The following is a 23,942-nucleotide window of genomic DNA, read 5'->3' as shown; positions in this document are numbered from 1 at the left end:
GGTTTCTAAACTCAGCGCTGTAACCGAGGTCTACGTCCTCGTTGCAGGCTAATCGTCATTTTCATTCTTTAGACTGCGCCAGCCCCGGACCGGGGTGGCGCTCTATGACTTCTTTATAGGGGACTTCGATGTCCGTACGACGCACACGCAAAGACGATGGCAGCCAATGGACAGTTGCGGACAGCCGCAGTGTTTATGGGATTCGCCATTGGGGGGCCGGGTATTTCGCGATCAATGACGCCGGTCGCGTCGAAGTTCGTCCGAACGGCCCGAACAGCTCGCCCATCGACCTGTTCGAACAAGTCGAGGAGCTGCGCAAGAGCGGCTTGTCCCTGCCGCTGCTGGTGCGCTTCCCGGATATCCTGCAGGACCGCGTGCGCCAGCTGACCGGTGCTTTCGACGCCAACATCGAGCGCCTGGAATACCAGAGCCAGTACACCGCGCTGTACCCGATCAAGGTCAACCAGCAGGAAGCGGTGATCGAGAACATCATCGCCACCCAGAACGTCTCCATCGGCCTGGAAGCCGGCTCCAAGCCCGAGCTGCTGGCAGTGCTGGCGCTGGCGCCGAAAGGCGGCACCATCGTCTGCAACGGTTACAAGGACCGTGAGTTCATCCGCCTGGCGCTGATGGGCCAGAAGCTGGGCCACAACGTGTTCATCGTGATCGAGAAGGAGTCCGAAGTCGCCCTGGTGATCGAAGAAGCCGCCTCGCTCAAGGTCAAGCCGCAGGTCGGCCTGCGCGTGCGCCTGTCGTCCCTGGCGTCGAGCAAGTGGGCCGACACCGGTGGCGAGAAATCCAAGTTCGGCCTGTCGGCGGCGCAGTTGCTGTCGGTGGTCGAGCGTTTCCGCGGCGCCGGCCTGGACCAGGGCATCCGCCTGCTGCACTTCCACATGGGCTCGCAGATCGCCAACCTGGCGGACTATCAACACGGCTTCAAAGAAGCCATCCGTTACTACGGCGAGCTGCGCAACCTCGGCCTGCCGGTGGATCACATCGACGTCGGCGGCGGCCTGGGCGTGGACTACGACGGCACCCACTCGCGCAATGCCAGTTCGATCAACTACGACATGGATGACTACGCCGGTGTCGTGGTCGGCATGCTCAAGGAGTTCTGCGACGCGCAGAGCCTGCCGCATCCGCACATCTTCTCCGAAAGCGGCCGTTCGCTGACCGCGCACCACGCCATGCTGGTGGTGCAGGTGACCGATGTCGAGAAACACAACGACGACGTGCCGCTGATCGAGAACAAGGAAAGCCTGCCGGAAACCGTGCAATGGCTGGTGGACCTGCTGGGCCCGACCGATATCGAGATGGTCACCGAAACCTACTGGCGTGCCACCCACTACATGAGCGACGTGGCCGCCCAGTACGCCGACGGCAAGCTGACCCTGGCCGAGAAAGCCCTGGCCGAGCAGTGCTACTTCGCCGTGTGCCGGCGCCTGCACAACTCGCTGAAGGCGCGCCAGCGCTCGCACCGCCAGGTGCTGGACGAACTCAACGACAAGCTGGCCGACAAGTACATCTGCAACTTCTCGGTGTTCCAGAGCCTGCCGGACACCTGGGCCATCGACCAGGTCCTGCCGATCATCCCGCTGCATCGCCTGGACGAAGAGCCGCTGCGCCGCGCCGTGCTGCAAGACCTGACCTGCGACTCCGACGGCAAGATCAACCAGTATGTCGACGAGCAGAGCATCGAGACCAGCCTGCCGGTGCATGGCCTGAACGAGGGTGAGGACTATCTGCTGGGCGTGTTCCTGGTCGGTGCCTACCAGGAGATCCTCGGCGACATGCACAACCTGTTCGGTGATACCGACTCGGTGAACATCTACCAGAACCCGAACGGCACCGTGTACCACGCCGGGATCGAGACCCACGACACCATCGAAGACATGCTGCGTTACGTGCACTTGTCGCCGGAGGAGTTGATGACTCATTACCGCGACAAGGTGGCCAGCGCGAAGATCAGCGCCAGCGAGCGTACCCAGTTCCTCGACGCCCTGCGTCTGGGCCTGACCCGCTCGTCGTACCTGTCTTCCTGATAGGTCGACCGTTCGAAAAAACCACCGCTTGCGGTGGTTTTTTTATGCCCGCAGGAATCTTCAGCGGGCCGGAGCGAACCAGCCGTCATGCCGGCGCAGCCCGAGGGCGAAGGCCAGCAGGGTCAGGCTGCGCACCAGCATGAACAGCAGGAAGGTCAGCCACAGCCCGTGGTTGCCCAGCCCCTGCAAGGCCCAGGCGCAGGGCAGGGTGATGAGTACGCTGAGCAGCATGCCGTTGCGCATTTCCCGGGCGCGGGTGGCGCCGATGAACAGGCCGTCCAGCAGGTAGCTCCAGACCGCGATCAGCGGCAGGGCGGCGAGGTAGGGCAGGTAGGTGAAGGCGGTCTGCCGCACTTCGGCGATGTCGGTCTGCATCTCGATGAACAGGTGCCCGGCGCACAGGAACAGCACGGCAAAACCGAGGCTGGCCAGCAGCGACCAGCCGCCGGCCACCACCAGCGAACGGCGCAGCGCCAGGCGATCGCGGGCGCCGATGGCGTGGCCGCACAGGGCTTCCACCGCGTGGGCCAGGCCGTCCAGGGCGTGGGCGGTCAGCAGCAGGCCGTTGAGCAGCAGCGCGTTGGCGGCCACGGTCGCGTCCCCCAGGCGCGCGCCTTGCACGGTGATCAGGAAGAACACCGATTGCAGCGCCAGGCTGCGGATGAAGATGTCGCGGTTGACCGCCAGCAACGGTCGCCAGCTGGCCCAGCGCTGCAACGCCGCCCAGGCAATCCGCCCCGGATAGGCGCGCAGGGCCGGGCGGGTCATGGCCAGGCCGATCAGTGCGCCGGTCCATTCGGCGATCACCGAGGCCCTGGCCGAGCCGGCCACGCCCCAGTCCAGGCCCAGCACGAACCACAGGTTGAGGGCGATGTTGATCAGGTTGGTGCTCAGCAGGATCGCCAGCGGCGCCCGGGCGTTCTGGGTACCGAGGAACCAGCCGACCAGGGCCATGCTGGCCAGCGCCGCCGGCAGCCCGAGCAAGCGGGTATGGAAGAAGGTGCGAGTCATTTCGTCCAGCTCGGCCGAAGGCTGCATCAGTTGCAAGGCCGCGCCGCTCAGCGGCACGCCTATGGCGCCCAGCAGCAGGGCCAGCCCCATGGCCAGCAGCAGGCCTTGCACCAGGATCTGCCGCAGCGCCGCACCGTCGGCGCGCCCGGCGGCCTGGGCGGCAAAGCCGGTGGCGCCCATGCGCAGAAAACCCATGGCCCAGGCCAGGAAGGTATAGAGGCTGGCGCCGACCGCCACCGCGCCGAGCTGGTGGGCGTGGGGCAAATGGCCGATGACGGTGCTGTCGACCAGCGCCACCAGCGGCACGGAAATATTGGAAAGAATCATCGGCGCGGCCAGCGCCCACACCCGAGCATGAGTCGGACGGTGGCGCCAGGCAGAAATCAGGCTGGACATGCAGGCTCCTTGAGAGCGGGCATTGTAGCCGCTTGCCCGCCCGGCCATGCGATCCCGATCACGGCCCGAATCCTACAAAGAGGCCGCCCTCAGTCGATCAATGTGCGCTGCGCCACAGCCAGCCGGACGGCGGTGAGATATAGTTCAACCCTTCGATACTCCTGCCAATGAGTGCCCCATGTTTAACAAAGGATTGTTCCTGGCCTGTGCGCTGGCCTTGCTGAGCGCTTGCGATTCCTCGACCTCCGACAAGGCGGCGCCCCCTTCGGCTCCGACAGCGGCAGTGCCCGCGGCCAAGGCCCGGCCCGTGCAGGATGTCGCTGTGCTCAAGCAACGCTACGCCGGTCGCGAGTTGAACGTGGTGGACGTGTCCGAGGTGCAGCTCGACGGGGCCAGCACCCTGTCGGTGAGTTTCTCGGTGCCCCTGGACCCGCAGCAGAAGTTCGCCGACAAGCTGCACCTGGTGGACAGCAAGAGCGGCAAGGTCGACGGCGCCTGGGAGCTGTCGGACAACTTCATGGAACTGCGCCTGCGCCACCTGGAGCCGCAGCGCAAACTGGTGCTGACCGTCGACGCCGGGCTGCGCGCGGTGAACGACGCGACCCTGGCCGCCGAATACGTCAGTCGCCTGGAAACCCGCGACCTGCAGGCCACGGTCGGGTTCGCCAGCCGCGGCACCCTGTTGCCGACCCGCCTCGCCGAAGGCCTGCCGGTGATCGCGCTGAACGTCGACAAGGTCGATGTCGAGTTCTTCCGCATCAAGCCCGAATCGCTGCCGATGTTCCTCGCCCAATGGGGGCGCAATAACAGCCTGCACAGTTACGAGTCCCGTGAACTGCTGCCGATGGCCGACCTGGTGTATGGCGGCCGCTTCGACCTCAACCCGGCGCGCAATACCCGGGAAACCCTGCTGCTGCCGATCGCCGGGCTCAAGCCGCTGCAACAGCCGGGCGTGTACCTGGCGGTGATGCGTGCCTCGGGCACCTACAACTATTCGCAACCGGCGACCCTGTTCACCCTCAGCGACATCGGCCTGTCGGTGCACCGTTACCAGAACCGCCTGGATGTCTTCACCCAGGCCCTGGAAGGCGGCAAGGCGCTGGACGGCGTCAGCCTGGAGCTGCTGGACGGCGAAGGCCGCGTGCTCGGCCAGGGCAAGACCGAGAAGGGCGGCCATGCCGAGCTGCCGCTGCCGAAGAAAGCCGAAGTGCTGCTGGCCCACCAGGGCGAGCAGACCAGTCTGCTGCGCTTGAACGGCGCGGCCCTGGACCTGGCCGAATTCAATATCGGCGGCCCCCAGCCCCATCCGTTGCAGTTCTTCGTGTTCGGCCCTCGCGACCTGTATCGCCCGGGCGAAACCGTGCTGCTCAATGCGCTGCTGCGGGACAAGGACGGCAATGCGGTCAAGCCGCAGCCGGTGAGCGTCGAAGTGCGCCGGCCGGATGAGCAGGTCAGCCGCAAGTTCGTCTGGGACGCCGATGCCTCGGGGCTCTATCAGTACCAGTTGCAACTGGCCGGCGAAGCGCCGACCGGGCGCTGGCAACTGGTGTTCGACCTCGGCGACGGCAAGCCGCAACTGTACGAATTCCTCGTGGAAGACTTCCTGCCCGAGCGCCTGGCGCTGGAACTCAAGGGCAGCGACACACCGCTCAAACCGGACGAGACCGTCGAGATCAGCGTCAACGGTCGTTACCTGTATGGCGCCCCGGCCGCCGGCAATCGCCTGAGCGGCCAGATCTACGTGCGGCCGCTGCGCGAGGCGGTCAAGGCCTTGCCGGGCTACCAGTTCGGCTCGGTCACCGAAGAAGAGCTGAGCCAGGACCTGGAGATAGAGGAGTCGACGCTGGATGAAAACGGCGAAGAACTGATCGCCCTGGAAAGCAAATGGGCCGAGGCCCGTTCGCCGCTGCAACTGATCGTCCAGGGCAGCCTGCAGGAGTCGGGCGGTCGCCCGATCACCCGGCGGGTGGTGCTGCCGGTATGGCCGGCGGACAGGTTGCCGGGGCTGCGTGCGCTGTTCGACGGCGCGGAAACCGACGGCGACGGCCCGGCCGAGTTCGAGCTGCTGGTGGCCAACAATGAAGGCCAGAAGCTGGCCGCGGACAACCTCAAGGTGCGCCTGGTGCGCGAGCGCCGCGACTACTACTGGAACTACTCGGAAAGCGACGGCTGGAGTTATCACTTCAACGAGAAATTCCTCACCCAGGACGAACAGGTCCTGAGCATCAAGGCCGGCGATACCGCGAAGGTCAGCTTCCCGGTGGAGTGGGGCCCTTATCGCGTCGAGGTCGAGGACCCGCAGACCGGGCTGGTCAGCAGCCTGCGTTTCTGGGCCGGCTATCGCACCCAGGACAACGCCGAAGGCGGCGCGGTGCGGCCCGACCAGGTCAAGCTGGCGCTGGACAAACCGCTGTATGGCGACGACGACACCGCCAATGTCACGGTGACTCCGCCGGCCGCCGGCAAGGGCTACTTGCTGGTGGAGTCCAGCGACGGTCCGTTGTGGTGGCAGGAAATCGACGTACCGGCCGAAGGCAAGAGCTATGCGGTCAAGCTCGATCCGAAATGGGCGCGCCACGACCTGTACGTCAGTGCGCTGGTGATCCGCCCCGGCGAGCGCAAGGCCAACATCACCCCGAAACGCGCGGTGGGCGTGTTGCACCTGCCCCTGGATCGTACCCAGCGCAAGCTCGGCCTGACCCTGACGGCGCCGGAAAAAATGCGCCCCAAGCAGCCGCTCAAGGTGAAGATCCAGGCCAGGAACGCCGATGGCAGCGTGCCGAAGCAAGCCTATGTGCTGCTGGCGGCGGTGGACGTGGGCATCCTCAACATCACCGAATACCCGACCCCGGACCCGTACTCCAGCCTGTTCGGGCGCAAGGCCTATGGCGCCGACCAGCTGGATATCTACGGCCAGTTGATCGAAGCCGGCCAGGGCCGCCTGGCCAGCCTGGCTTTCGGTGGCGACGCGGCGCTGGCCAAGGGCGGCAAGCGCCCGGACACCAGCGTCACCATCGTCGCCCTGCAAAGCGCGCCGGTGACCCTGAACGAGCAGGGTGAAGGTGAAGTCAGCGTCGACATCCCCGACTTCAACGGCGAACTGCGCCTGATGGCCCAGGCCTGGACCGACGAGCGCTACGGCATGGCCGAAGGCAAGACGGTGATCGCCGCGCCGCTGATCGCCGAACTGTCGGCGCCGCGTTTCCTCGCCGGCGGCGACCAGACCACCCTGGCGCTGGACCTGTCCAACCTGTCGGGCAAGGCGCAGAAACTCGATGTGCAACTGAGCGCCGAAGGCCAGCTGGCGCTGGTCAACGAAACCCGTCAGAGCGTGCAACTGACCCAGGGCCAGCGCACCACATTGCGGATTCCGGTGCGGGCGCTGGGCGGCTTCGGCCAGGGCAAGGTCAAGGTGCTGGTCAATGGCCTGGACCTACCGGGCGAGAGCCTGCCACCGTTCAGCCGCGAATGGACCCTGGGGGTGCGACCGGCTTACCCGGCGTTGCTCAGGCATTACCGCGCGGTACTCAAGGATCAGCCATGGAGCCTGCCGGAAGGCGAGCTGGCAGCGTTCGAGCCGGCCGGGCGTGAAGCATTGCTGAGCCTGTCGAGCCGGCCGCCGCTGAACCTCGGCGAGCAGATCCGCGCACTCAAGGCCTACCCCTACGGCTGCCTGGAACAGACCACCAGCGGCCTGTACCCGGCGCTGTACGCCGATGCCGTCAGCCTGAAACGCCTGGGCCTGGAAGGCGAGCCGGATGCCGAGCGCAAGCGCAAGATCGAGCTGGGCATCGAACGCCTGCTGGGCATGCAGCGCTACAACGGCAGCTTCGGCCTGTGGGGCGCGGACGGCGAAGAGGAATACTGGCTGACCGCTTATGTCACCGACTTCCTGCTGCGCGCCCGCGACCAGGGCTTCGCGGTGCCGGCCGAGGCGCTGAAGAAGGCCAATGAACGCCTGCTGCGTTACCTGCAGGAGCGCAACCTGATCGAGGTCAACTACAGCGAAAACGCCGAGCACACGCGCTTTGCCGTACAGGCCTATGCCGCTCTGGTATTGGCACGCAGTCAACAGGCGCCGCTGGGCGCGCTGCGCAGCCTGTTCGAACGGCGTACCGATGCGCGCTCCGGCCTGCCATTGGTACAGCTGGCCATCGCCTTGCAGAAAATGGGCGATCAGCCACGGGCCGAGCAGGCCTTGACCGCGGGCCTCGCGGCTTCGCGCAACAGCAAGGACTGGCTGGCCGACTACGGTAGCCCGCTACGGGATCAGGCGCTGATCCTGGCGTTGCTGGAAGAGAACGACCTGGCCAAGGGCAAGCGCGAGGAGCGACTGTTCGAGCTGTCCGACCAACTGGCGGCCAGCCCGTACCTGTCGACCCAGGAGCGCAACTCGCTGTTCCTCGCCGGTCGCGGCCTGCTGGGCAAGCCGGAAGCCAACTGGACCGCCCAGCTGAGCAGTGGCGCCGAAAGCCGCGAGCTGAACAACAGCCAGCCGGGGCTGAAGCTGGAAGGTGCGTTGCTGGCGTCGCCGTTGTCGATCAGCAATCAGGGCAGCGAGCCGGTGTACCAGCAACTGACCATTTCCGGTTATCCACAGCACGCGCCGCTGGCCGGTGGCGAGAACCTGAGCATTCGGCGCGAATACCTGGGGATGAACGGCCAGCCACTGAACCTGCGGGCCCTGGGCAGCGGCGACCTGGTGCTGGTGCACCTGGCGGTCAGCGCCAAGCAACGGGTGCCGGATGCCCTGGTGGTGGACCTGCTGCCGGCCGGCCTGGAACTGGAAAACCAGAACCTGGCGCAGAGCGCCGCCAGCCTGGAAAACGCCAGCAGCCAGGTCAAGGAATGGCGCGAGTCGATGCAGAACGCCAGCCTCAAGCACCAGGAGTTCCGCGATGACCGCTACGTGGCGGCGCTGAACCTGGACGGCTACGACAGCGTCACGCACCTGCTGTACCTGGCACGCGCCGTCACGCCCGGCACTTACCGTGTGCCGCCGCCGCAAGTGGAGTCGATGTACCGGCCGAACTGGCAGGCCGTGGGTGAAACCCTGCCGGAGATGGTGATCAAGGGGCGTTGAGAAGGGTGATCGCGGCAAGCGCGTTCCTTATGTAGGAGCGAGCTTGCTCGCGATACGACCGCGCAGCGGTCGTCTATCGGTCAATGCACCACCCAGCTCAGCAGCCACAACCCCAGCAGCAGCCAGATGATGCCCATGACGATCGAGGCGCGCATGAAGGCGCGGACCGCCGAGTACAGCAGCATCAGCCCGACGATCAGGGTGATGATGCTGATGATCGAGGTGTCCATGCCCAGCGCCCGCGACAAGCCGTCGATAAAGTTGCCGCCAGCGTTGGTCAGGGCGTTGAACAGACCGCTGAGGCCATCGACGATAAACCGTATGACCGAGCCCAGCGCCTGGCCGAGCCATTCAAAAAAGCTTTCTACCTGCATGCGTGCATCCTGATGAAAAAGTTGGCGTGCTTGCCAGACCTGAGCCTTTGGCCATCAATCGCGCTGGCGAGTTCCGTTCCAAGCATAGAGGTTCGCGGGTTTGATTTTTCGATTAGTTGCATCGCGCCTGCGCAGTTTTTGGTGGCGAATATTTGGCCAGGCACAGTCGCCCGGCTTGCCATCGCCGCAACCAAGCGGTCGCCGAGGCTGGCGCATCCTGCGGACCGTGCTGGGTGGCCTGTTGCTGCTGTGGGCCGGGCTTTGGCTGGCCGACCGCATCTGGCCGCTGCCGCTGCCCAAGGATGACCTGGCGCGGGTGGTGCTGGCCGAGGATGGCACGCCGCTGTGGCGCTTTGCCGATGCCAATGGCGTCTGGCGTTATCCGGTGCGCACCGACGAAGTCTCGCCCTATTACCTGGACGCGCTGCTGACCTACGAAGACCGCTGGTTCTACAGCCATCCCGGGGTCAACCCGATGGCGCTGGCGCGTGCCGCCTGGCAGAACCTCACGGGCGGACGGGTATTGTCCGGCGGCAGCACCCTGTCGATGCAGGTGGCGCGCCTGCTCGATCCGCACTCGCGAACCTGGCACGGCAAGCTGCGCCAGCTGTGGCGCACCGCGCAGCTGGAATGGCACCTGAGCAAGCAGCAGATCCTCACGCTCTACCTCAACCGCGCGCCGTTCGGCGGCACCCTGCAAGGGGTGGCCGCGGCCAGCTGGGCTTACCTGGGCAAGTCGCCGCAGCACCTGACCCACGCCGAAGCGGCGCTGCTGGCGGTGTTGCCCCAGGCGCCGAGCCGGCTGCGCCCGGACCGGCAGGCCGCACGGGCACAGGCGGCCCGGGACAAGGTGTTGCAGCGCCTGGCGCAGTTCCAGGTCTGGCCGCAGTCGGCGGTAGACGAAGCCTTGCAGGAACCCCTGTTGCTGGCGCCGCGGCTGGAGCCGAGCCTGGCGCCCCTGCTGGCGCGCCGACTGAACCGCCCGGACAGCCCACCGCTGATCCGCACCACCCTGGACGCCAACCTGCAACGGCGCCTGGAAGACCTGCTTTTGGGCTGGCGCGCGCGCCTGCCGGAACACACCTCGGCGGCGATCCTGGTGGTCGAGGCGCAGACCATGGCCGTGCGTGCCTACCTGGGCTCGGTGGATATCAACGACGCGCGGCGCTTCGGCCATGTGGACATGATCAGCGCCATGCGCTCGCCGGGTTCGACCCTCAAGCCCTTCCTTTATGGCATGGCGCTGGATGCCGGGCTGATCCATTCCGAATCGCTGCTGCAGGACGTGCCACGGCGGTATGGCGACTACCGGCCGGGCAACTTTTCCATGGGCTTCAGCGGCGCGGTGTCGGCCAGCACCGCCCTGGCCACCTCGCTGAACCTGCCGGCGGTGCAACTGCTGGAAGCCTACGGGCCGAAACGCTTTGCCGCCGAGATGCGCATCGGCGGCATGCCTTTGACCCTGCCGGCGCTGGCGGAACCGAACCTGGCGCTGATTCTCGGCGGCGCCGGCAGCCGCCTGGAGGATCTGGTCAGCGGCTACAGCGCCTTCGCCCGTGGCGGCAAGAGCGCGAGCCTGCGCCTGCAACCGGACGATGAGTTGCGCGAGCGGCCGCTGTTGTCCCCCGGTTCGGCGTGGATCGTGCGGCGCATTCTCAGCGGCCAGGCGCGCCCGGACCGCGACCCGCGAGCCGAGCTGGTACAGCGCCCGGTGCTGGCCTGGAAGACCGGCACCAGTTACGGCTTTCGCGACGCCTGGGCGATTGGCGTCGGGCCGCGCTACCTGATCGGCATCTGGATCGGCCGTCCGGACGGCACCCCGGTGCCGGGGCAGTTCGGCCTGGCTTCGGCAGCGCCGTTGATGCTGCAAGTGCACGATGTGCTGATCAACCGCGACAGCCAGCGCGGTATCAGCGCGCCGGTGCAGCCGGTGCCGATGAATGTCGGGGTGGCGGCGATCTGTTGGCCCCTGGGCCAGCCCATGAGCCGCAGCGATCCGAACTGCCGCCGCCAGCGTTTCGCCTGGACCCTGGACGGCACCACGCCGCCGACCTTGCAGGCGGCGGATCAACCCTTGGGCGTCGGCCTGCTGGAAAAAGTCTGGGTCAATGCCAAGGGCCTGCGGGTCGACGCCAAGTGTCCGGGGGCGCAGGCGCGGGATATCGCGCTGTGGCCGGCGCCGCTGGAGCCCTGGCTGCCGCGCATCGAACGGCGTGAAGCGCGCTTGCCGGCCAACGACCCGGAGTGCCCGGGGCCGGCCCTGGCGGCAGCGGCGCCGTTGTCCATCGTCGGCGTGCGCGAGGGCGATCGCTTGCGCCGCCCGGCGGCCAGCCAGGAACTGCTGCGGCTCAAGCTGTCGGCCCTGGGCGGCAGCGGCCGGCGCTGGTGGTTCGTCAACGGCGAGCCGCTGGGCGAGAGTGCCAACCAGGACAGCATCAACGCTAGCTTCGAACGGTTGGGGCCATATCAACTCAGCGTGCTGGACGAAGGCGGGCAGACGGCGCGGGTTGAGTTCAGCGTTATCGATTGAGGGGGCGGTGCGGGCCTTGCCTTCATCCGCCATCCCCCCGAAGCTATACGCCTTCAGGAGACCCCGATGAACCTAGACGAACTGACCCAACGCCTGCACGCCATTCGCGACCGCAATGATTGGCGGCAATTTCACAGCCCGAAGAACCTCGCCATGGCCGCCAGCGTGGAGATGGCCGAGCTGGTGGAAATCTTCCAGTGGCTGAGCGAAGACCAGTCGCGGCAACTGCCGGCCGACAAGCTGGCCCACGCCGGCCAGGAAGTCGGTGACATCGTGCTCTACCTGTTGCTGCTGTGCAGCGAACTGGGCCTGGACCTGGAGCAGGTGGTGCGCAGCAAGCTAGCCGACAGCGAACGGCGGTTCGGCTGATGAGCGACCGTCATTTCGACCAGCTGGCGACCCGTTTCGCCGAAAAGATCTACGGCGGCGCCAAGGGCGCGATCCGCCTGGCGGTGCTCCAGGCCGACCTGGCCGAAGCCTTGCCGGACCGCCCGCTGCGGGTACTGGATATCGGCGCCGGGCTGGGGCACATGTCGCTGTGGCTGGCCCAGCGTGGCCATCAGGTGACCCTGGCCGAACCGGCCGAACCGATGCTCGAGGGCGCTCGCCAGCGCTTCGCCGAGGCCGGCCAGCAGGCGACCTTTATCCAGGCGCCCTGGCAGGACCTGCTGGGCCAGCTCACCGAGCCCTATGACCTGGTGCTGTGCCATGCGGTGCTGGAATGGCTGGCCGAGCCCCACGCGATCCTGCCGGTGCTGCATCAACTGACTACCCAGGACGGTTGGCTGTCGCTGGCGTTCTACAACCGCGATGCGCTGATCTATCGCAACCTGCTCAAGGGCCACTTTCGCAAGATGCGCAAGAACGACATGGCCGGCGAGAAGCAGAGCCTGACCCCGCAACAGCCCCTCGATCCGCGGGAACTGGCGGCGCAACTCGACGGCTTGTGGCGGGTCGAAACCCAGAGCGGGGTGCGGGTTTTCCATGACTACATGCCGGTGGAGTTCCAGGCCCGCGCCGAGTTGCTGGATCTGTTGGAAATGGAGTTGGCCCATCGTCGTCACCCAAGCTTTGCCGGGCTTGGGCGTTACCTGCACTGGATTTGTCGTCCGGTCTGAGCGGAGCTCGAAATGAAACGCCACGCTGGTTTGCTTGTGCTGTGCCTGGGGCTGGCGGCCTGCCAGAGCCCCAACCCCTATGTCGCCAGTTCCAATCCACTGCCGCCGGCGCCCCCGCAGGCGGCCGGCACCTTCGACCGCAGCGCCTATCCGGCGCCCCAGCGCGACTACGGGCGCTATCGCAGCTGGGCCTGGCGCAACGGGCGCCTGCCCAATGGCTCGGCCTGGGCCGATTCGGCGCAGGTCGCCGAGGCGGTCAGCAACGCTCTCGACCAGCGCGGCCTGCGTCCGTTGCACGACAACCGTCCGGCGGACCTGTGGGTCAGCGCCGACCTGCACCTGGAAAAGCGCCTGCGCCAGGTCCAGGACGACTACGGCTACGGTTACGGAGGATATGGCTACAACCGCTACGGCCCTGGTTATGGCATGTACAACACAGTGCCGGTGGTGCGTACCTACGAGGTGGAAGTCGTGGTGGTACGGGTCAACCTGTTCGACGGCCGCAGTGGCCAGCCGGTGTGGAGCGCCAGCGCGGAAACCTCGAGCCAGGGCAGCCTGAGCGAGCGCGCCGATGCGCTGCGCGAGGCTGTGGAAAAGGCCATGGCGGCGTATCCTCCTAGTTAGGCTCTCTACGAAAAGTGGCTGCGCTCGGTCATGCTGCGTTAAAAACAGGCTCGGAATGCTCATGTAGGCCCCTACACTCCGCTTCCTCGCCTGTTTTTGCCTTGCCTGACCTTCGCTCGCCGACTTTTCGTATAGACCCTAGCGACATCCCTTCAGGTGCATTTGCTCTTCTGGAGAAACATCATGTTCCGCCCTCTTGCTTTACTGGCCCTGGCCGCGCTGCTCAGCGCCTGCGCCGCCAACCAGGTCAACCATGACTTCGACGCCAGCCGCGACTTCGCGGCCTATCGCAGCTGGAGCTTCAAGGAACCCGCCCTGCAATACCGCCCCGACGATCCGCGGATCAAGAGCGACCTCACCGAGCAGCGCATCCGCCAGGCCGTCAGCGATCAGCTCGACCAGCGCGGCCTGCGGCCGGCCGCGGCGGGCAAAAAGGCTGATCTCAACGTCCAGACCTACCTGATTGTCGAGAACCGCCAGCAACAGGTCACCACCAATTACGGCGGCGGCTGGGGTGGCCCGTGGAACGGCTACTGGGGGGCGCCGATGTACAACGAAACCCGCAACATCACCTACAAGGTCGCCACCATCCAGATCGACCTGCTCGATGGCAAGGACGGCAAGCTGGTGTGGCGCGGCAGCGACGAGCAGATACTCAGCAGCACGCCAAATCCCGCCGATCGCAGCACGGCGATCAGGGAGACCGTCGGCCGGATTCTGGCGAACTACCCGCCCAGGTAAGTCGCTGCATTCCACCACGGGGCGAGGGCTACACGGGCCCTTACCCCAACGGCACCCTGCCCAAACACAGCGCTGGCAAGTCGCCAGCGTTGTATTCCAGCCTTGACTACACTCCTTTCACCCAGCGGAGATTGCGCCCGGCGGTGCGCCGGCAAAGGAGTGCTCCATGTTTTCCCGCACGCAGTTTTCCGGACCGGCTCGGCAGCGTGGCGCTATTGGTCTGATAGGGGCGTTGGCGTTGGCCACGGCGGTGTTATGCACGCTGGTAGTGGTCGACAGCGGGCACCTGTATCTGGATCAGCGCGAGTTGCAGCGAGTGGCCGATAACGCTGCATTGGAGGCGGTGGCGCGGGGTGGCAATTGCCAGGCGGGGCTCAGCGCGGCGGCATTCGCCAGAGAAAGCGCGGCGCGCAATGGCTTTGCGGTGGGAGACGACAGACCGCTGACAGCCACCTGTGGCTCGCTGCAGACCGGTGCCGACAACCTGCGCACCTTCAGCCCCAACGCCAGCCAGGCCAGCGCCATCCGGGTGGTGGTCAGTGAAGCGGTACCCACCAGCATCGCCCTCAGCGTAATCAATCTGTTTTCCGACAAGCCCCTCAGCGACATGACTTCGTTGAGCGCCACGGCGGTAGCCGCCCAGCCCAAGCCACCGCTGGCGCAATTAACGATTCGCAGCGCGCTGGTCGATCTCAACCTGTTGAACGGCACCCTCAGCGGCCTCGCGGGTAGCGCGATCAATGTCAGCCTGCTCGGTTGGCAAGGCCTGGTCGATACCGACATCAGCCTGCTCGGTTACCTGAAGCAGCTGGCCATCGACTTGAATGTGGGCGCCGGAAACTACAGCGAACTGCTCGACGTCGATACCGATGTCACCCAACTGCTCCAGACCAGCATCAGCGTGGCCCAGAAGAACGGCGCCACCGCCGAGGTCCTGACGGCCCTGGGTAGCATCAAGGCCGCAGCCATCAATACGGTTCCGGTGAAACTGGGTGACCTGTTGAAATTGCAGACCGGCACCGCGGACTCCGGGCTGGATGCCAACGTCCAGCTGCTGAGCCTGGTCGAGGCGTTCCTGCAACTGGCCAGCAGCCAGAGCGCCGCGGCGGTCGAGCTGCCGGTGAGTGTGTTGGGGCTGGCGGGCGTCACCACCCGGGTCAAGATTGTTTCACCTCCGGAGTTCGCCATCGGCAACCCGGAACTGGCCGCCGCCGACCCGCTGGGGCCCAATCGCATTTATGTGCGTACCGCCCAGGTGCGGGCGTTGCTGACGGTGGATCTCTCGCTGATCAACAGCGTGCTGCAGGCGGTGAATACCCTGCTGTCGCCGGTGGTGGTCACGCTCAATACGGTGCTCAGCGCCAATCTCAGCTGTGTGCTCGGTGGCCCCTGCGTAAGGACCGACCTGCTGATCCTGCCGGACGGCGCGAACCTGGATGTCAGCCTCGAAGTGGCGGCTGGCGACAGTCATGTCACCGGCTATACCTGCGTCAGCGACAGCGACAACAGCCTTTCCGTCGACACCACCACCTCCGCGGTCAAGCTCAAGGTCGGTCGGGTGGACGCCAGCAACTGGGCGTCTTCGAGCGCTCAGGTCAGCGTGAGCCCGTTGCCGCTGGTGGATATCGGCGCGAGGACCTGCCAGGGGCTGCTTGGCCCTTATGGGGCACGCGTCTCGTTTGCCGGTGGCGGTAGCGAGTTGATGATAGACACCTCGATTGCCGGCACCCACGAGCCGAATTTCACCTTCGTCAATCCGCCGAAAATGAAGCAGGAACTGGCGGACGACGATTGGCACAGCGTGACCGCTTCCAATGTGGTCAGCAGCCTGCGCGCGTCGTTGACCGGCATCACTCTGATTCAGCATCCGCCCAGCATCGGCAGCCTGCTCGGGGTGGTGCTCAATACCTTGCTGTCGGCGTTGAACACCGTAGTCGGCCTGCTGGCCACGGCTATCGGCGCCTTGCTCGGCCCGTTGCTGGACCCATTGCTGAACAATGTCCTGGCGGTGTTGGGCATCGATCTGGGCAAGGTCGAGGTGGGCGCCAACCTCACCTGCGGCCAAACCGGCCGGGCCTATCTGGTGATCTGATCGGTCTGTACCAACGGCAGCTCGATGCAGAAGCAGGCGCCTTCGCCGGTGTTGCTCACGCTCAGGCGCCCGCTCATGTTCTCGACTATGCCGTAGCTCACCGAGAGCCCCAGGCCGGTGCCCACGCCGACCGGCTTGGTGGTAAAGAACGGTTCGAAGATGCGCCCCAGCAGACGCGGGTCGATGCCGCCGGCATTGTCTTCGACCAGCAGCCGCACCCGCTGCGCGTCATGCTCGGCGCGTATGGCGATCCAGGGCCGCAAGTCCGGATCCTGTTCGCGCCGGCCGAGCAGCGCATCCCGGGCATTGACCAGCAGGTTGATCAAGACTTGCTCAAGCTGATCGACATGGCCCCGCACCTGCACGTTGAAGTCGATTGGCGCGACACGCAATTCAACGCCTTTGCCGCGCATGCCGTCGGCCAGCAGCGACAGGCAGCCTTCCACCGCCTGGGCCGGATCGAAAGGTTGTTGCTCGATCTCCGAGCTGCGGCCAAACACCCGCATATGGTCCACCACCCGGCCGGCCCGCTGGACCTGGGCATCGATGCGCTTGAGCTTGTCCTGCAGGTAGTCGAGCTGCACGTCGCCATTGTTCAGGCGCTTGAGCACGTTGACGATGGCCATGCGCATCACATTCAGCGGCTGATTGATTTCATGGGCCAGCCCGGTGGCCATTTCGCCCAGGGTGGCCATCTTCGCGCTTTGCATGAGTTGCAGCTGGGAGCGGCGGACTTCGGTGTTGTCGCGGCCGACGGCCTGGATCTCCCGCAGGCGTCCTTGCTCGTCGAACACCCCGCGGTCGGACCAGACCCACCAGGCATGTTCGCGCCCCGGCAGTTGCAGGTTGATTTCCGCGGTGCTGACCGGGAATTCCGGGGTCAGCTGGCGGATGCGTTGCACGAAGGCGGCGTGTTGTTCGGCGGACAGCCAGTCACCGAGGTTGGCTCCGGCCAGCTGTTCGGGCGGGCATTCCAGGTAGGTCGCCAGGGGCCGGTTGCCGAAGGTCAGGGTCAGGTCGGGCAGGTAGCGGCAGATCATCGCCGGGGAGTCTTCCACCAGGATCCGGTAGCGCTCCTCGCTGAGTCGTATCTGCTCGGCGGCCAGGGTGGCGTCGGTGACGTCCAGCCACAGGCCGACGGCTTCGACCGGCATGCCCAGGTCGTCGCGCAGCAGCCTGGCCTCGTCGAGCACCCAGTGGTATTCGCCACGGCTGTCGAGCAGGCGATAGCGGCTGCGCACCGCGCCTTCGCGCAGCAGTTGCCGGTTGCGCTCGAAGTAGCGGTCGCGGTCGTCGGCATGCACCCGTTCCGCCAGTGCGCCGTCCTTGCAGTCGTTCAGGGTCCAGCCGAGCAACGGCTGCAGGCTGTCGCTGAAAAACGTCGGCTGCAGCGCACCCTCGACATAGCGCTGGACATAGATCACCGCCGGCGAATGGGCGATCAGGTTGTCCAGCCGGGCATGGGCCGCGGCCGCCTGCTGCTCCTGGTTCTTGATGTCGCTGATGTCCAGCATGAAGCCGACAAAGCGCTGGTTCTGGCCAATGCCCAGGGCTTGCCCCTGCAGGCGGTACCAGATGGCTGGCAGGTGCGGGTCGGCTCGCTGCAACCGTACGCAGAGCAGCAGCGGTTTGCCCTGTCGCAACTCCTGCAGGCGGCTGCTCAGTTCCTGGCGATCGGCGGGGTGGATCAGGGCCAGCCAGGCCTGCAGCGACAGGCGCCGGGTCTGGGGTTCCAGCAGCAGGTTGAGGGCCAGCTGCGGCGCCAGCTGGATCTCGTTGTCCTGCGCGAACAACTCCCACCAACCGGTGCCAAGCAAACCTTGCAAGGCCTCCAGGCGCTCCAGCTGGTGATGGTGCTGCTGTTCGCGCAAACGTCCGAGCAACGGCCCGGCCAGGGCGGCGCTCAATTGCAGCCAGTCCCGTTCGCTCAACTGCGGTGCCTGCTGGCGTACCGGGTAGAGGCCGCAGAGCAGCCAGGCCGCGACACCGTGATCGTCGCGAAAGGGCACGACAAAGCCTTCGCTGCTGCCGAACGCATGTTGCAGGCGCGGATGCTCGCCAAGGCCTTGAGTGAAGATCAGCGACTGCGGGGCATTGCCGTTCAGGCTGTCCAGCCCGGTGCCCAGGACCTGGCCCTTGTGCCACAGCTGCGGTGCATCGGCGGCCTGATACAGGCCGTGGATGTACCAGCCCTGTTCCAGGTCGTCGAGCAGTGCCAGGGCGAGGCAGGGGATATGCCAGTGCCGGGCCAGGGCATGGAGTTGTTCATGCAGCACTTCGGGCAGGCGGAAGAAGCTGCACAGGCGCAGCTGTTCGCTGATCTGCGCGGCGAACTGCTGGCAGTCCTGGCGTTGCTGCGCCTGCAGGCGTTCCAACAACAGGTCGCCGATGTCCAGCAGGTGCAGGAGCCAGCCTTGGGTGGATGGTTGCACCCAGCCGCGCAGGTGCAGGGTTTGCCCGCCGGCGCCATGGAAGTCCAGGTCGAGCACGTGCCCCTGCCAGTCGCCAGGGCTGCCTTCGACACTCAGCGCGCTGTGCGCCAGCAGATAGTCCAGCAGCGGCGCCGGTCCTTCGGCGGCCGGCGGTTGGGCCAGGGCGTGGCGCAGCGGGCCGGTCATTTGCAGCACCTGGGCGTTGTGGTCCAGGTGCACCAGCAGGCCGACCCCGGGCGTGGCCAGGGGCGGCGCGGGAGGAAGCGCCTGGGGCGTCGTCCGGCCGAGAAAACGCCCGAGGAGTTTGTCGCCCGAGCTCAAAATTGCAGACTCGACTGGGCGCTGAGGTTCGCGGGCAGGGCGGGCACGCTGCCCAGGCCCGGCAGCACCAGGAAGGGGATGACCTGTCTGAGCTTGTCGGTGGAGTAGTGGACACGGACCGTGAGCAGGCCACCCGCGTAAGTCACGGTGGCATCGCTGGCGTTGTTGGCATTGAAGTTGAATGCCTGTGGAATCCAGGTCAGTTGCTCGCGCAAGGTGTTCTTCGCGCGTGCTATCAGGGCGGCGTCATAGCCGGGCGTGGCGGGGGCCAGGGCGACGCTGCGCCGCACCGCTTCGGCAGTCGCCTTATTGAAGGACTGCACCATCAGAAGCGGCACGCTGTAGCTGACCAGGGCATAAAACACGGCGAAAAAAATGATGAAGACCATGGCGAACTCGATGGCCACGGCACCTTTTTGTTTTTCTGGCAGGTCGGCTTTCACGGCGGCGTCTACCCTGACTGCTAGTAGGTCATGTCAGCATAGAATCATTCAGCCAGAAGGGATGTTTTTTAACCGATGCAGCATTGGATTCTATTGGCTTGGCTGGGGCTGTGCGCGGTGCAGGATATCCGCCAGCGTCATCTCGCCAACGGCTTGACCCTGGGTGTCGCGCTGCTGGCGCTGGGGTACTTGCTGTGGGCCGGCAACACCTGGCTGGGCGCCGACGCGGTGGAGGGGGGCAGGGCGCTGTTGCTGGCGTTGCTGCTGACCGTGCCTGGCTATGTGCTGGGCCGGATGGGTGGCGGCGACGTGAAGCTCCTGGCGGCCCTGGGGCTGGCGTCCGACCCCCTGCACTGCCGCCGCTGATCAGGATGTTGCAACGCTTGCCCACGGCCTCCTGGACGAATTCGAAAATCGCCTGGTCGATGGTCTGCATGGCCATCAGGTCGCTGCTTTTGAGCATGTCCTTGCGGAATTTGCGGATCGACAGGCAAGGGCCGTCGAGGGCGATCGGCGGGATGATTGCGTTGACCCGGCTGCCGTCGGGCAGCCGTGCATCGACCATGGGCGAGGACTCGTCGAGGCGTCGGCCCAGGGGCGCGAGGATGCGTTGCATGACCCGCTCCACATGGTGCGCGTCGATGAAACGCAGGTCGCTCTGGTGCAGCACGCCATCGCGCTCGACGAACACCCGGTGTGGGCCGTTGACCAGGATCTCGGTCACCGCCGGATCGCGCAGCAAGACTTCCAGCGGGCCGAAACCGGTGAGTTCGTCCACCAGTTCTTCGGCCAGGCGCTCCATTTCATAGCGGGAAATCGCCAGGTGCAGGCGCGAGATGTACTCGGCCACCTTATCGGTAATGAAGCGCGCCAGTGCCTGGCGCGAACCTTCCAGCAGGTTTTTTCCCGATTCCTCGATGGCGTCGATGACGTAGCGATGCAGCACCAGTTTCAGGCCCTCGTGATCGGTGTTGCCGACCGGGCTGTGGGACTGGGCGCCGAAAAGTTTTTCTCTGCTCATCGACTTCCCCTGAGGCGCTCGAACCAGCCGGGCTTCGCCGTGGGCAGCCCTTGGGAGCGTCTGGCCAGGCGCTCGCCGAGGGTCTTCAGGGCTTGGGTCAGGCCTTCGCGGGGGGCCAGTTCGAACAGTGTGACCCCCTGGTTTTTCGCGTTGAGGCGTACCTCGGGGCTATAGGCCAGGACCGCGATCACTTCCAGGGCAAAGGTCTTGCCCAGGGTTTCCGCATCCGGAGCGACCCCGCGCAGGTAGCGGTCGACCAGCAGGCGGGCGTGTTCCAGCTTCATGCCTTTTTCGCGCCAGAGATTGAGCACCGCCAGGTTGCGGCGGCAGTCGAGCACGCTCTGGTCGGTATACCAGAGCAACTTGTCGCAATGGCCGACGAAGGTGCGCAGGGCTTCGCTGTCCGGTTGTCCGGTGAGGTTCACCACGATGTGCTGGAAGTGCTGGCGCAGGGCGCTGAGCAGCATGTACAACTCGGCGGCGCTGGTGCGCTCCAGCGGCTCGTCATGGCCGGCATAGGCCAGGATCCGCAGCCCGGCTTCGGTGCTGGTGACGGCACTGTCGATCAGGGTCGCATCCAGGCGCCGCAGATGGCGCAAGGCATCGCCGAAGTGGAACGAGCTTTCCAGCCCCAGCAGCGCCAGGCTGTCGCCGCGCGGCAGGCCCAGGTCGAGCAACAGCGTCTGTTGGCCGCTCTTCTGTACCACCAGCGCCAGATGGCTGGCGAGCAGGGCGCCATCGGCATCGCTCTGGGTGCCGTAGAGCACGGTCAGGCCGCCGAGCTGGGTGCTCGGCGTGATCTGGGGCAGGCGTTTGCTCAGGCGCCGTACCAGGCCGGCCACTTCGCTGGAGCGCGAGCCGTAGGCCACGAAGTCGCGGGCTCCGGCGCGCATGGCGTTGAGTACCAGTTGGTTGTCCATGCCGTCGCCCAGGGCGACGATGGCCAGCATCGGCTTGGCCTCCAGCGCGCCCTCGATCAACGCCGACTGGCTGACCACATGCTCGCGATCGAGACCGACGAAGACCAGGCTGGCGAATGTCACATCCACCAGCGCCAGCAATTCGTCGAGGCTGCCGCTGCCAGCGCTGACCACCTGCCCGAGTGGCGCCAGGGCACCTTGCAACCACTCCAGGTCGGTGCCGTTGCGGGTGATCGCGAGGAAGGTCTGGCTCAGGTTCTGACTCATTGCGATAGTCCACTGCGTTTGTTGAAGTTGCGGTTTCCCCGGGAGTACGAGGCGTACTCGTCCGGGTCGTGGTTGCGCAGCGATACGTCGCTCTCGACAGGCGCACCATTGGACATCAGGGGCCGGATCAGGCCTTTGAACAGGGACCGGGAATCATTGGACATGAACAGGTGTCCTTGCATGATCAGGGTGTTTGTTGACTCGCTTCGATGCCGCGTATGACTTCTATCTGGGCGCGACGCGCTGCGGCGTCGAAGGTTCTGCCGGTGGAGGGAGGGGAGGTGGACAGGGCCAGCTGGTTGAACTGGATCAGGGACCTGTCGGCGTTTTGCAGATGCTTCGATGCGCTTTTTTCGCCGGCCCAGTAATGCGCCAGGCGTTTCTCGTCGGCGCTGCGTACCGCCAGTCGCAGCACGCCGGCTTGAGCCGCGAGCATCAAGCGGCTCAGCAAGGGTTCCGGGACAGCCAGCAACACGCTGCGCGCGTTCAGGCGACGCTGATCCTGTTTGAGCTTTTCCTCGGCACTGGCGGGCGGCGAGCCCGACTTGCCATCGTTGGTCAGGCCCAGTTGCTCGCCAATGCCCAGCACTCGCAGGGCCGGTACCACGACCTGGGCCGAGGGCAGCAGGTTGTTGCTGTCCTGGCGCAGGAACAGCAGCACATCGACGTAGTCGCCAGGGCTCAGTTGCCCGCTGACGCCAATGACTTCGTCTACCGCGACGGCCAGGGCGCGCTCGTCGGCACGGATCATGCGGGCCACGCTGCCACCGGCTTCGAAGCTTTCCTCGCTTAGCCAGGTCCCCGCCGGCAGCGCCCGCCATGGCGTGCGTCCGATGACTTGATCGAGACTTTTGAGGCTGCCGGCGGGGGCGGTGTGCAGCCGCTCCAGCGTGACATCGCCGGCCTTGATGGGAACGAACGGAGGTATGTCGCGTACCAGCACCACGACGGGCTGGCGTGTCGCATCTTCGGCGGAAGCAGCGACGGTTTGCACGACGGCGGGGGAAGGCTGCGTTACAGGTTGCGCTGCGGGCCGGCGACTCAATGCCAGGCCCCAGTAACCGGCAATGAGAGCCCCCACCAGAAACACCCCAGCCAAGCCCATAGTGATACGACTGTTCATGACGGCTCTCCCTTTCCCGCTGCATTACCGGCTCGCACATCCAATGAGTCAATTTCGCAATCAGGCAGCTATGAACAAGCAACTATTTCGCTATTTGAAGGTAGAACAGCTGCAACAAAATGCCATTACTGTCGAGAAAATAACTTGGCTTATCCGTGCCCTATCAGATGCCGCGTTTTTTTTGACGCCAAAGGGACCAGCTAATACTTAATGATTAATTCGTTCTTACAGTTGTTGGCTGGAAGTTTGTTGACAATGCTGTGCTGGCACAGGGGAATCATGTTGCAACGCTGCAACACTCAGTGCGTTGAGGAGAAACCAGATGTTCTTCATTCTCGCCACCCAATGGATCATCCTTCAGGCCTCCCGGCTCCTGCGTTTCCTCAAGAATAACGAGGGCGCGTCAGGGATCGAGTACGCGCTTATCGCCGGTATGGTGGCCGTGGCCATCGCGGCATTCGTACCTGACATTTCAAGCGCTATCACCACCACCTTCACGACGCTGCAAGGGGCGTTGGAGGGCGACACTAGCGCTGATGCTCCTAGTACCCCGTAAAACCGGTCCTCAAGGCTTTATCGAGGCGTCGATACCCATCGGTATTCAGTCACTTTCAGGTATTGCCCATGAGCTCCTCTTCGTTTCCACGCCAGCAGCTTCTTCTCGTGGACGATGAAGAGGACGCTCTGCTCGAGCTCGCCGAATTGCTCGAAGGTGAAGGCTTTTGCTGCTTCACCGCGACCTCGGTCAAGCTTGCCCTGGCCCATCTCACTCAACACCCGGACATCGCGCTGGTCATCACCGACCTGCGCATGCCGGAGGAGAGTGGCCTGTCGCTGATCAGGCGCCTGCGCGATCACACCTCCCGCCAGCACCTGCCGGTGATCGTCACCTCGGGGCATGCCGACATGGATGACGTCAGCGACCTGCTGCGCCTGCAAGTGCTGGACCTGTTCCGCAAACCCATCTACCACGTGCGCCTGCTGGAAACCCTGAACACCCTGTTCCCGCAGCCACGCATTCACCTGGTCAGTCCTTGAGTTTCCCTTTCTTCCAGGGCCACTGCGTAATCCAGAAGATGACCTGTAGGCGGATAACTAGGGTGCCTCTTTGAAATACCCTCTTGGTCGGGTATTGATTCGGCGTGAGTTCACTTTCGTGAAAACCAACGTTTTCGTTCCCAATTAGCTGGAAGGGTAAACGCATAGACAAATATCATGACAAGGGATAGCCAGCCCATTACGGAGTTATCTACGCGCCCCACAAATGGTAGCGTGCTGTCTTGCACAAAAAAAACGTGAATAGAGCCGAACAGTACGTTATAGATACCAACTCCCCAGAACTTAAATGGGGAAAAATTTCGACCTGAAAACGCGAAGTATGCCCAGTAGGAAGGCCAGTACAGA

The 23,942-nt window shown here is 65.1% G+C and carries 17 protein-coding genes and 2 pseudogenes; 11 read left to right on the top strand and 8 right to left on the bottom strand.

The genetic code is table 11. The annotated features are described in order from the left end of the window. Positions 1–128: 128 nt before the first annotated feature. A complete protein-coding gene (gene speA, locus CRO75_RS25865; RefSeq protein WP_087092546.1) occupies positions 129–2,042 on the top strand; it encodes an arginine decarboxylase in 1,914 nt (637 codons plus the stop codon). A gap of 60 nt (positions 2,043–2,102) precedes the next feature. Here speA and CRO75_RS25860 read toward each other — a convergent pair whose 3' ends face one another. After that, complete coding sequence (locus tag CRO75_RS25860) at positions 2,103–3,449, bottom strand: MATE family efflux transporter (RefSeq protein WP_097139110.1); 1,347 nt, start codon at positions 3,447–3,449, stop codon at positions 2,103–2,105. A 178-nt stretch (positions 3,450–3,627) separates the two neighbouring features. On the opposite strand from CRO75_RS25860, the gene CRO75_RS25855 reads away from it, so the two are divergent. Continuing rightward, positions 3,628–8,532 carry an alpha-2-macroglobulin gene (locus tag CRO75_RS25855; protein WP_097139108.1) on the top strand — a complete coding sequence of 1,635 codons (4,905 nt, stop codon included), beginning with the start codon at positions 3,628–3,630 and terminating at the stop codon, positions 8,530–8,532. A gap of 80 nt (positions 8,533–8,612) precedes the next feature. Here the strand turns inward: CRO75_RS25855 and CRO75_RS25850 are convergent, their stop codons facing one another. Continuing rightward, positions 8,613–8,906, bottom strand: coding sequence for a hypothetical protein (locus tag CRO75_RS25850; protein WP_007921634.1), 294 nt, complete (start codon positions 8,904–8,906; stop codon positions 8,613–8,615). 217 nt (positions 8,907–9,123) lie between these two features. On the opposite strand from CRO75_RS25850, the gene pbpC reads away from it, so the two are divergent. The 6 genes from pbpC (at position 9,124) to CRO75_RS25820 (ending at position 16,011) form a co-directional block, all read left to right on the top strand. Next, positions 9,124–11,436, top strand: a complete 2,313-nt coding sequence (gene pbpC, locus CRO75_RS25845; protein WP_256596239.1) for a peptidoglycan glycosyltransferase PbpC — start codon at positions 9,124–9,126, stop codon at positions 11,434–11,436. Between the two features lie 66 nt (positions 11,437–11,502). Continuing rightward, a complete protein-coding gene (locus CRO75_RS25840; protein WP_053259493.1) occupies positions 11,503–11,805 on the top strand; it encodes a MazG-like family protein in 303 nt (100 codons plus the stop codon). Next, the gene (locus CRO75_RS25835; protein WP_007928683.1) at positions 11,805–12,554 is read left to right on the top strand and encodes a methyltransferase; all 750 of its coding nucleotides are present in this window, start codon (positions 11,805–11,807) and stop codon (positions 12,552–12,554) included. The genes CRO75_RS25840 and CRO75_RS25835 overlap by 1 nt, the downstream gene beginning before the upstream one ends. A 12-nt stretch (positions 12,555–12,566) precedes the next feature. Next, complete coding sequence (locus CRO75_RS25830; protein ID WP_007928684.1) at positions 12,567–13,178, top strand: DUF4136 domain-containing protein; 612 nt, start codon at positions 12,567–12,569, stop codon at positions 13,176–13,178. Positions 13,179–13,361: 183 nt separating this feature from the next. Beyond that, the gene (locus CRO75_RS25825; RefSeq protein ID WP_007928685.1) at positions 13,362–13,919 is read left to right on the top strand and encodes a DUF4136 domain-containing protein; all 558 of its coding nucleotides are present in this window, start codon (positions 13,362–13,364) and stop codon (positions 13,917–13,919) included. Between the two features lie 166 nt (positions 13,920–14,085). After that, on the top strand, positions 14,086–16,011 hold the full coding sequence (locus tag CRO75_RS25820; protein ID WP_097139103.1) for a TadG family pilus assembly protein: 1,926 nt from the start codon (positions 14,086–14,088) through the stop codon (positions 16,009–16,011). On the opposite strand, the gene CRO75_RS25815 is transcribed toward CRO75_RS25820, so the two are convergent. Continuing rightward, positions 15,996–18,764, bottom strand: a complete 2,769-nt coding sequence (locus tag CRO75_RS25815) for a PAS domain-containing sensor histidine kinase (RefSeq protein ID WP_097139101.1) — start codon at positions 18,762–18,764, stop codon at positions 15,996–15,998. The genes CRO75_RS25820 and CRO75_RS25815 overlap by 16 nt on opposite strands. After that, positions 18,761–19,207, bottom strand: a complete 447-nt coding sequence (locus CRO75_RS25810) for a TadE/TadG family type IV pilus assembly protein (protein WP_097139099.1) — start codon at positions 19,205–19,207, stop codon at positions 18,761–18,763. The genes CRO75_RS25815 and CRO75_RS25810 overlap by 4 nt, the downstream gene beginning before the upstream one ends. Before the next feature lie 75 nt (positions 19,208–19,282). Between CRO75_RS25810 and CRO75_RS25805 the strand changes: the two are divergent. Further along, a pseudogene (locus CRO75_RS25805) lies at positions 19,283–19,561 on the top strand (prepilin peptidase); the annotation flags it as partial. Here CRO75_RS25805 and CRO75_RS25800 read toward each other — a convergent pair. From CRO75_RS25800 to cpaB, 4 genes and pseudogenes are all read right to left on the bottom strand, one after another. Continuing rightward, a pseudogene (locus CRO75_RS25800) lies at positions 19,560–20,228 on the bottom strand (ATPase, T2SS/T4P/T4SS family); the annotation flags it as partial. The pseudogenes CRO75_RS25805 and CRO75_RS25800 overlap by 2 nt on opposite strands. Beyond that, complete coding sequence (locus tag CRO75_RS25795) at positions 20,225–21,415, bottom strand: pilus assembly protein (RefSeq protein ID WP_097139097.1); 1,191 nt, start codon at positions 21,413–21,415, stop codon at positions 20,225–20,227. The gene CRO75_RS25795 and the pseudogene CRO75_RS25800, both read right to left, overlap by 4 nt. After that, positions 21,412–21,579: a hypothetical protein gene (locus CRO75_RS25790; RefSeq protein WP_239990641.1), complete on the bottom strand. Its 168-nt coding sequence runs from the start codon at positions 21,577–21,579 to the stop codon at positions 21,412–21,414. The genes CRO75_RS25795 and CRO75_RS25790 overlap by 4 nt, the downstream gene beginning before the upstream one ends. Positions 21,580–21,599: 20 nt before the next feature. Continuing rightward, complete coding sequence (cpaB, locus tag CRO75_RS25785; RefSeq protein ID WP_097139093.1) at positions 21,600–22,538, bottom strand: Flp pilus assembly protein CpaB; 939 nt, start codon at positions 22,536–22,538, stop codon at positions 21,600–21,602. A 322-nt stretch (positions 22,539–22,860) separates the two neighbouring features. On the opposite strand from cpaB, the gene CRO75_RS25780 reads away from it, so the two are divergent. Beyond that, positions 22,861–23,094, top strand: a complete 234-nt coding sequence (locus tag CRO75_RS25780) for a Flp family type IVb pilin (protein ID WP_097139091.1) — start codon at positions 22,861–22,863, stop codon at positions 23,092–23,094. A 68-nt stretch (positions 23,095–23,162) separates the two neighbouring features. After that, a complete protein-coding gene (locus CRO75_RS25775; protein ID WP_009042004.1) occupies positions 23,163–23,576 on the top strand; it encodes a response regulator in 414 nt (137 codons plus the stop codon). The last annotated feature ends 366 nt before the right edge of the window (positions 23,577–23,942 follow it).

The organism is Pseudomonas sp. LAMO17WK12:I10, from assembly GCF_900215185.1.
Taxonomy (GTDB): Bacteria; Pseudomonadota; Gammaproteobacteria; order Pseudomonadales; family Pseudomonadaceae; genus Aquipseudomonas; species Aquipseudomonas chlororaphis.
Note: the sequence above shows the minus strand (reverse complement) of the source record. Positions and strands in the feature narration are given on the sequence as shown.

Coding starts and splice junctions, on each gene's coding strand:
- speA (WP_087092546.1), top strand. CDS start 129: ATGTCCGTACGACGCACACGCAAAGACGATGGCAGCCAATGGACAGTT.
- CRO75_RS25860 (WP_097139110.1), bottom strand. CDS start 3,449: ATGTCCAGCCTGATTTCTGCCTGGCGCCACCGTCCGACTCATGCTCGG.
- CRO75_RS25855 (WP_097139108.1), top strand. CDS start 3,628: ATGTTTAACAAAGGATTGTTCCTGGCCTGTGCGCTGGCCTTGCTGAGC.
- CRO75_RS25850 (WP_007921634.1), bottom strand. CDS start 8,906: ATGCAGGTAGAAAGCTTTTTTGAATGGCTCGGCCAGGCGCTGGGCTCG.
- CRO75_RS25840 (WP_053259493.1), top strand. CDS start 11,503: ATGAACCTAGACGAACTGACCCAACGCCTGCACGCCATTCGCGACCGC.
- CRO75_RS25835 (WP_007928683.1), top strand. CDS start 11,805: ATGAGCGACCGTCATTTCGACCAGCTGGCGACCCGTTTCGCCGAAAAG.
- CRO75_RS25830 (WP_007928684.1), top strand. CDS start 12,567: ATGAAACGCCACGCTGGTTTGCTTGTGCTGTGCCTGGGGCTGGCGGCC.
- CRO75_RS25825 (WP_007928685.1), top strand. CDS start 13,362: ATGTTCCGCCCTCTTGCTTTACTGGCCCTGGCCGCGCTGCTCAGCGCC.
- CRO75_RS25820 (WP_097139103.1), top strand. CDS start 14,086: ATGTTTTCCCGCACGCAGTTTTCCGGACCGGCTCGGCAGCGTGGCGCT.
- CRO75_RS25795 (WP_097139097.1), bottom strand. CDS start 21,415: ATGAGTCAGAACCTGAGCCAGACCTTCCTCGCGATCACCCGCAACGGC.
- CRO75_RS25790 (WP_239990641.1), bottom strand. CDS start 21,579: ATGTCCAATGATTCCCGGTCCCTGTTCAAAGGCCTGATCCGGCCCCTG.
- cpaB (WP_097139093.1), bottom strand. CDS start 22,538: ATGAACAGTCGTATCACTATGGGCTTGGCTGGGGTGTTTCTGGTGGGG.
- CRO75_RS25780 (WP_097139091.1), top strand. CDS start 22,861: ATGTTCTTCATTCTCGCCACCCAATGGATCATCCTTCAGGCCTCCCGG.
- CRO75_RS25775 (WP_009042004.1), top strand. CDS start 23,163: ATGAGCTCCTCTTCGTTTCCACGCCAGCAGCTTCTTCTCGTGGACGAT.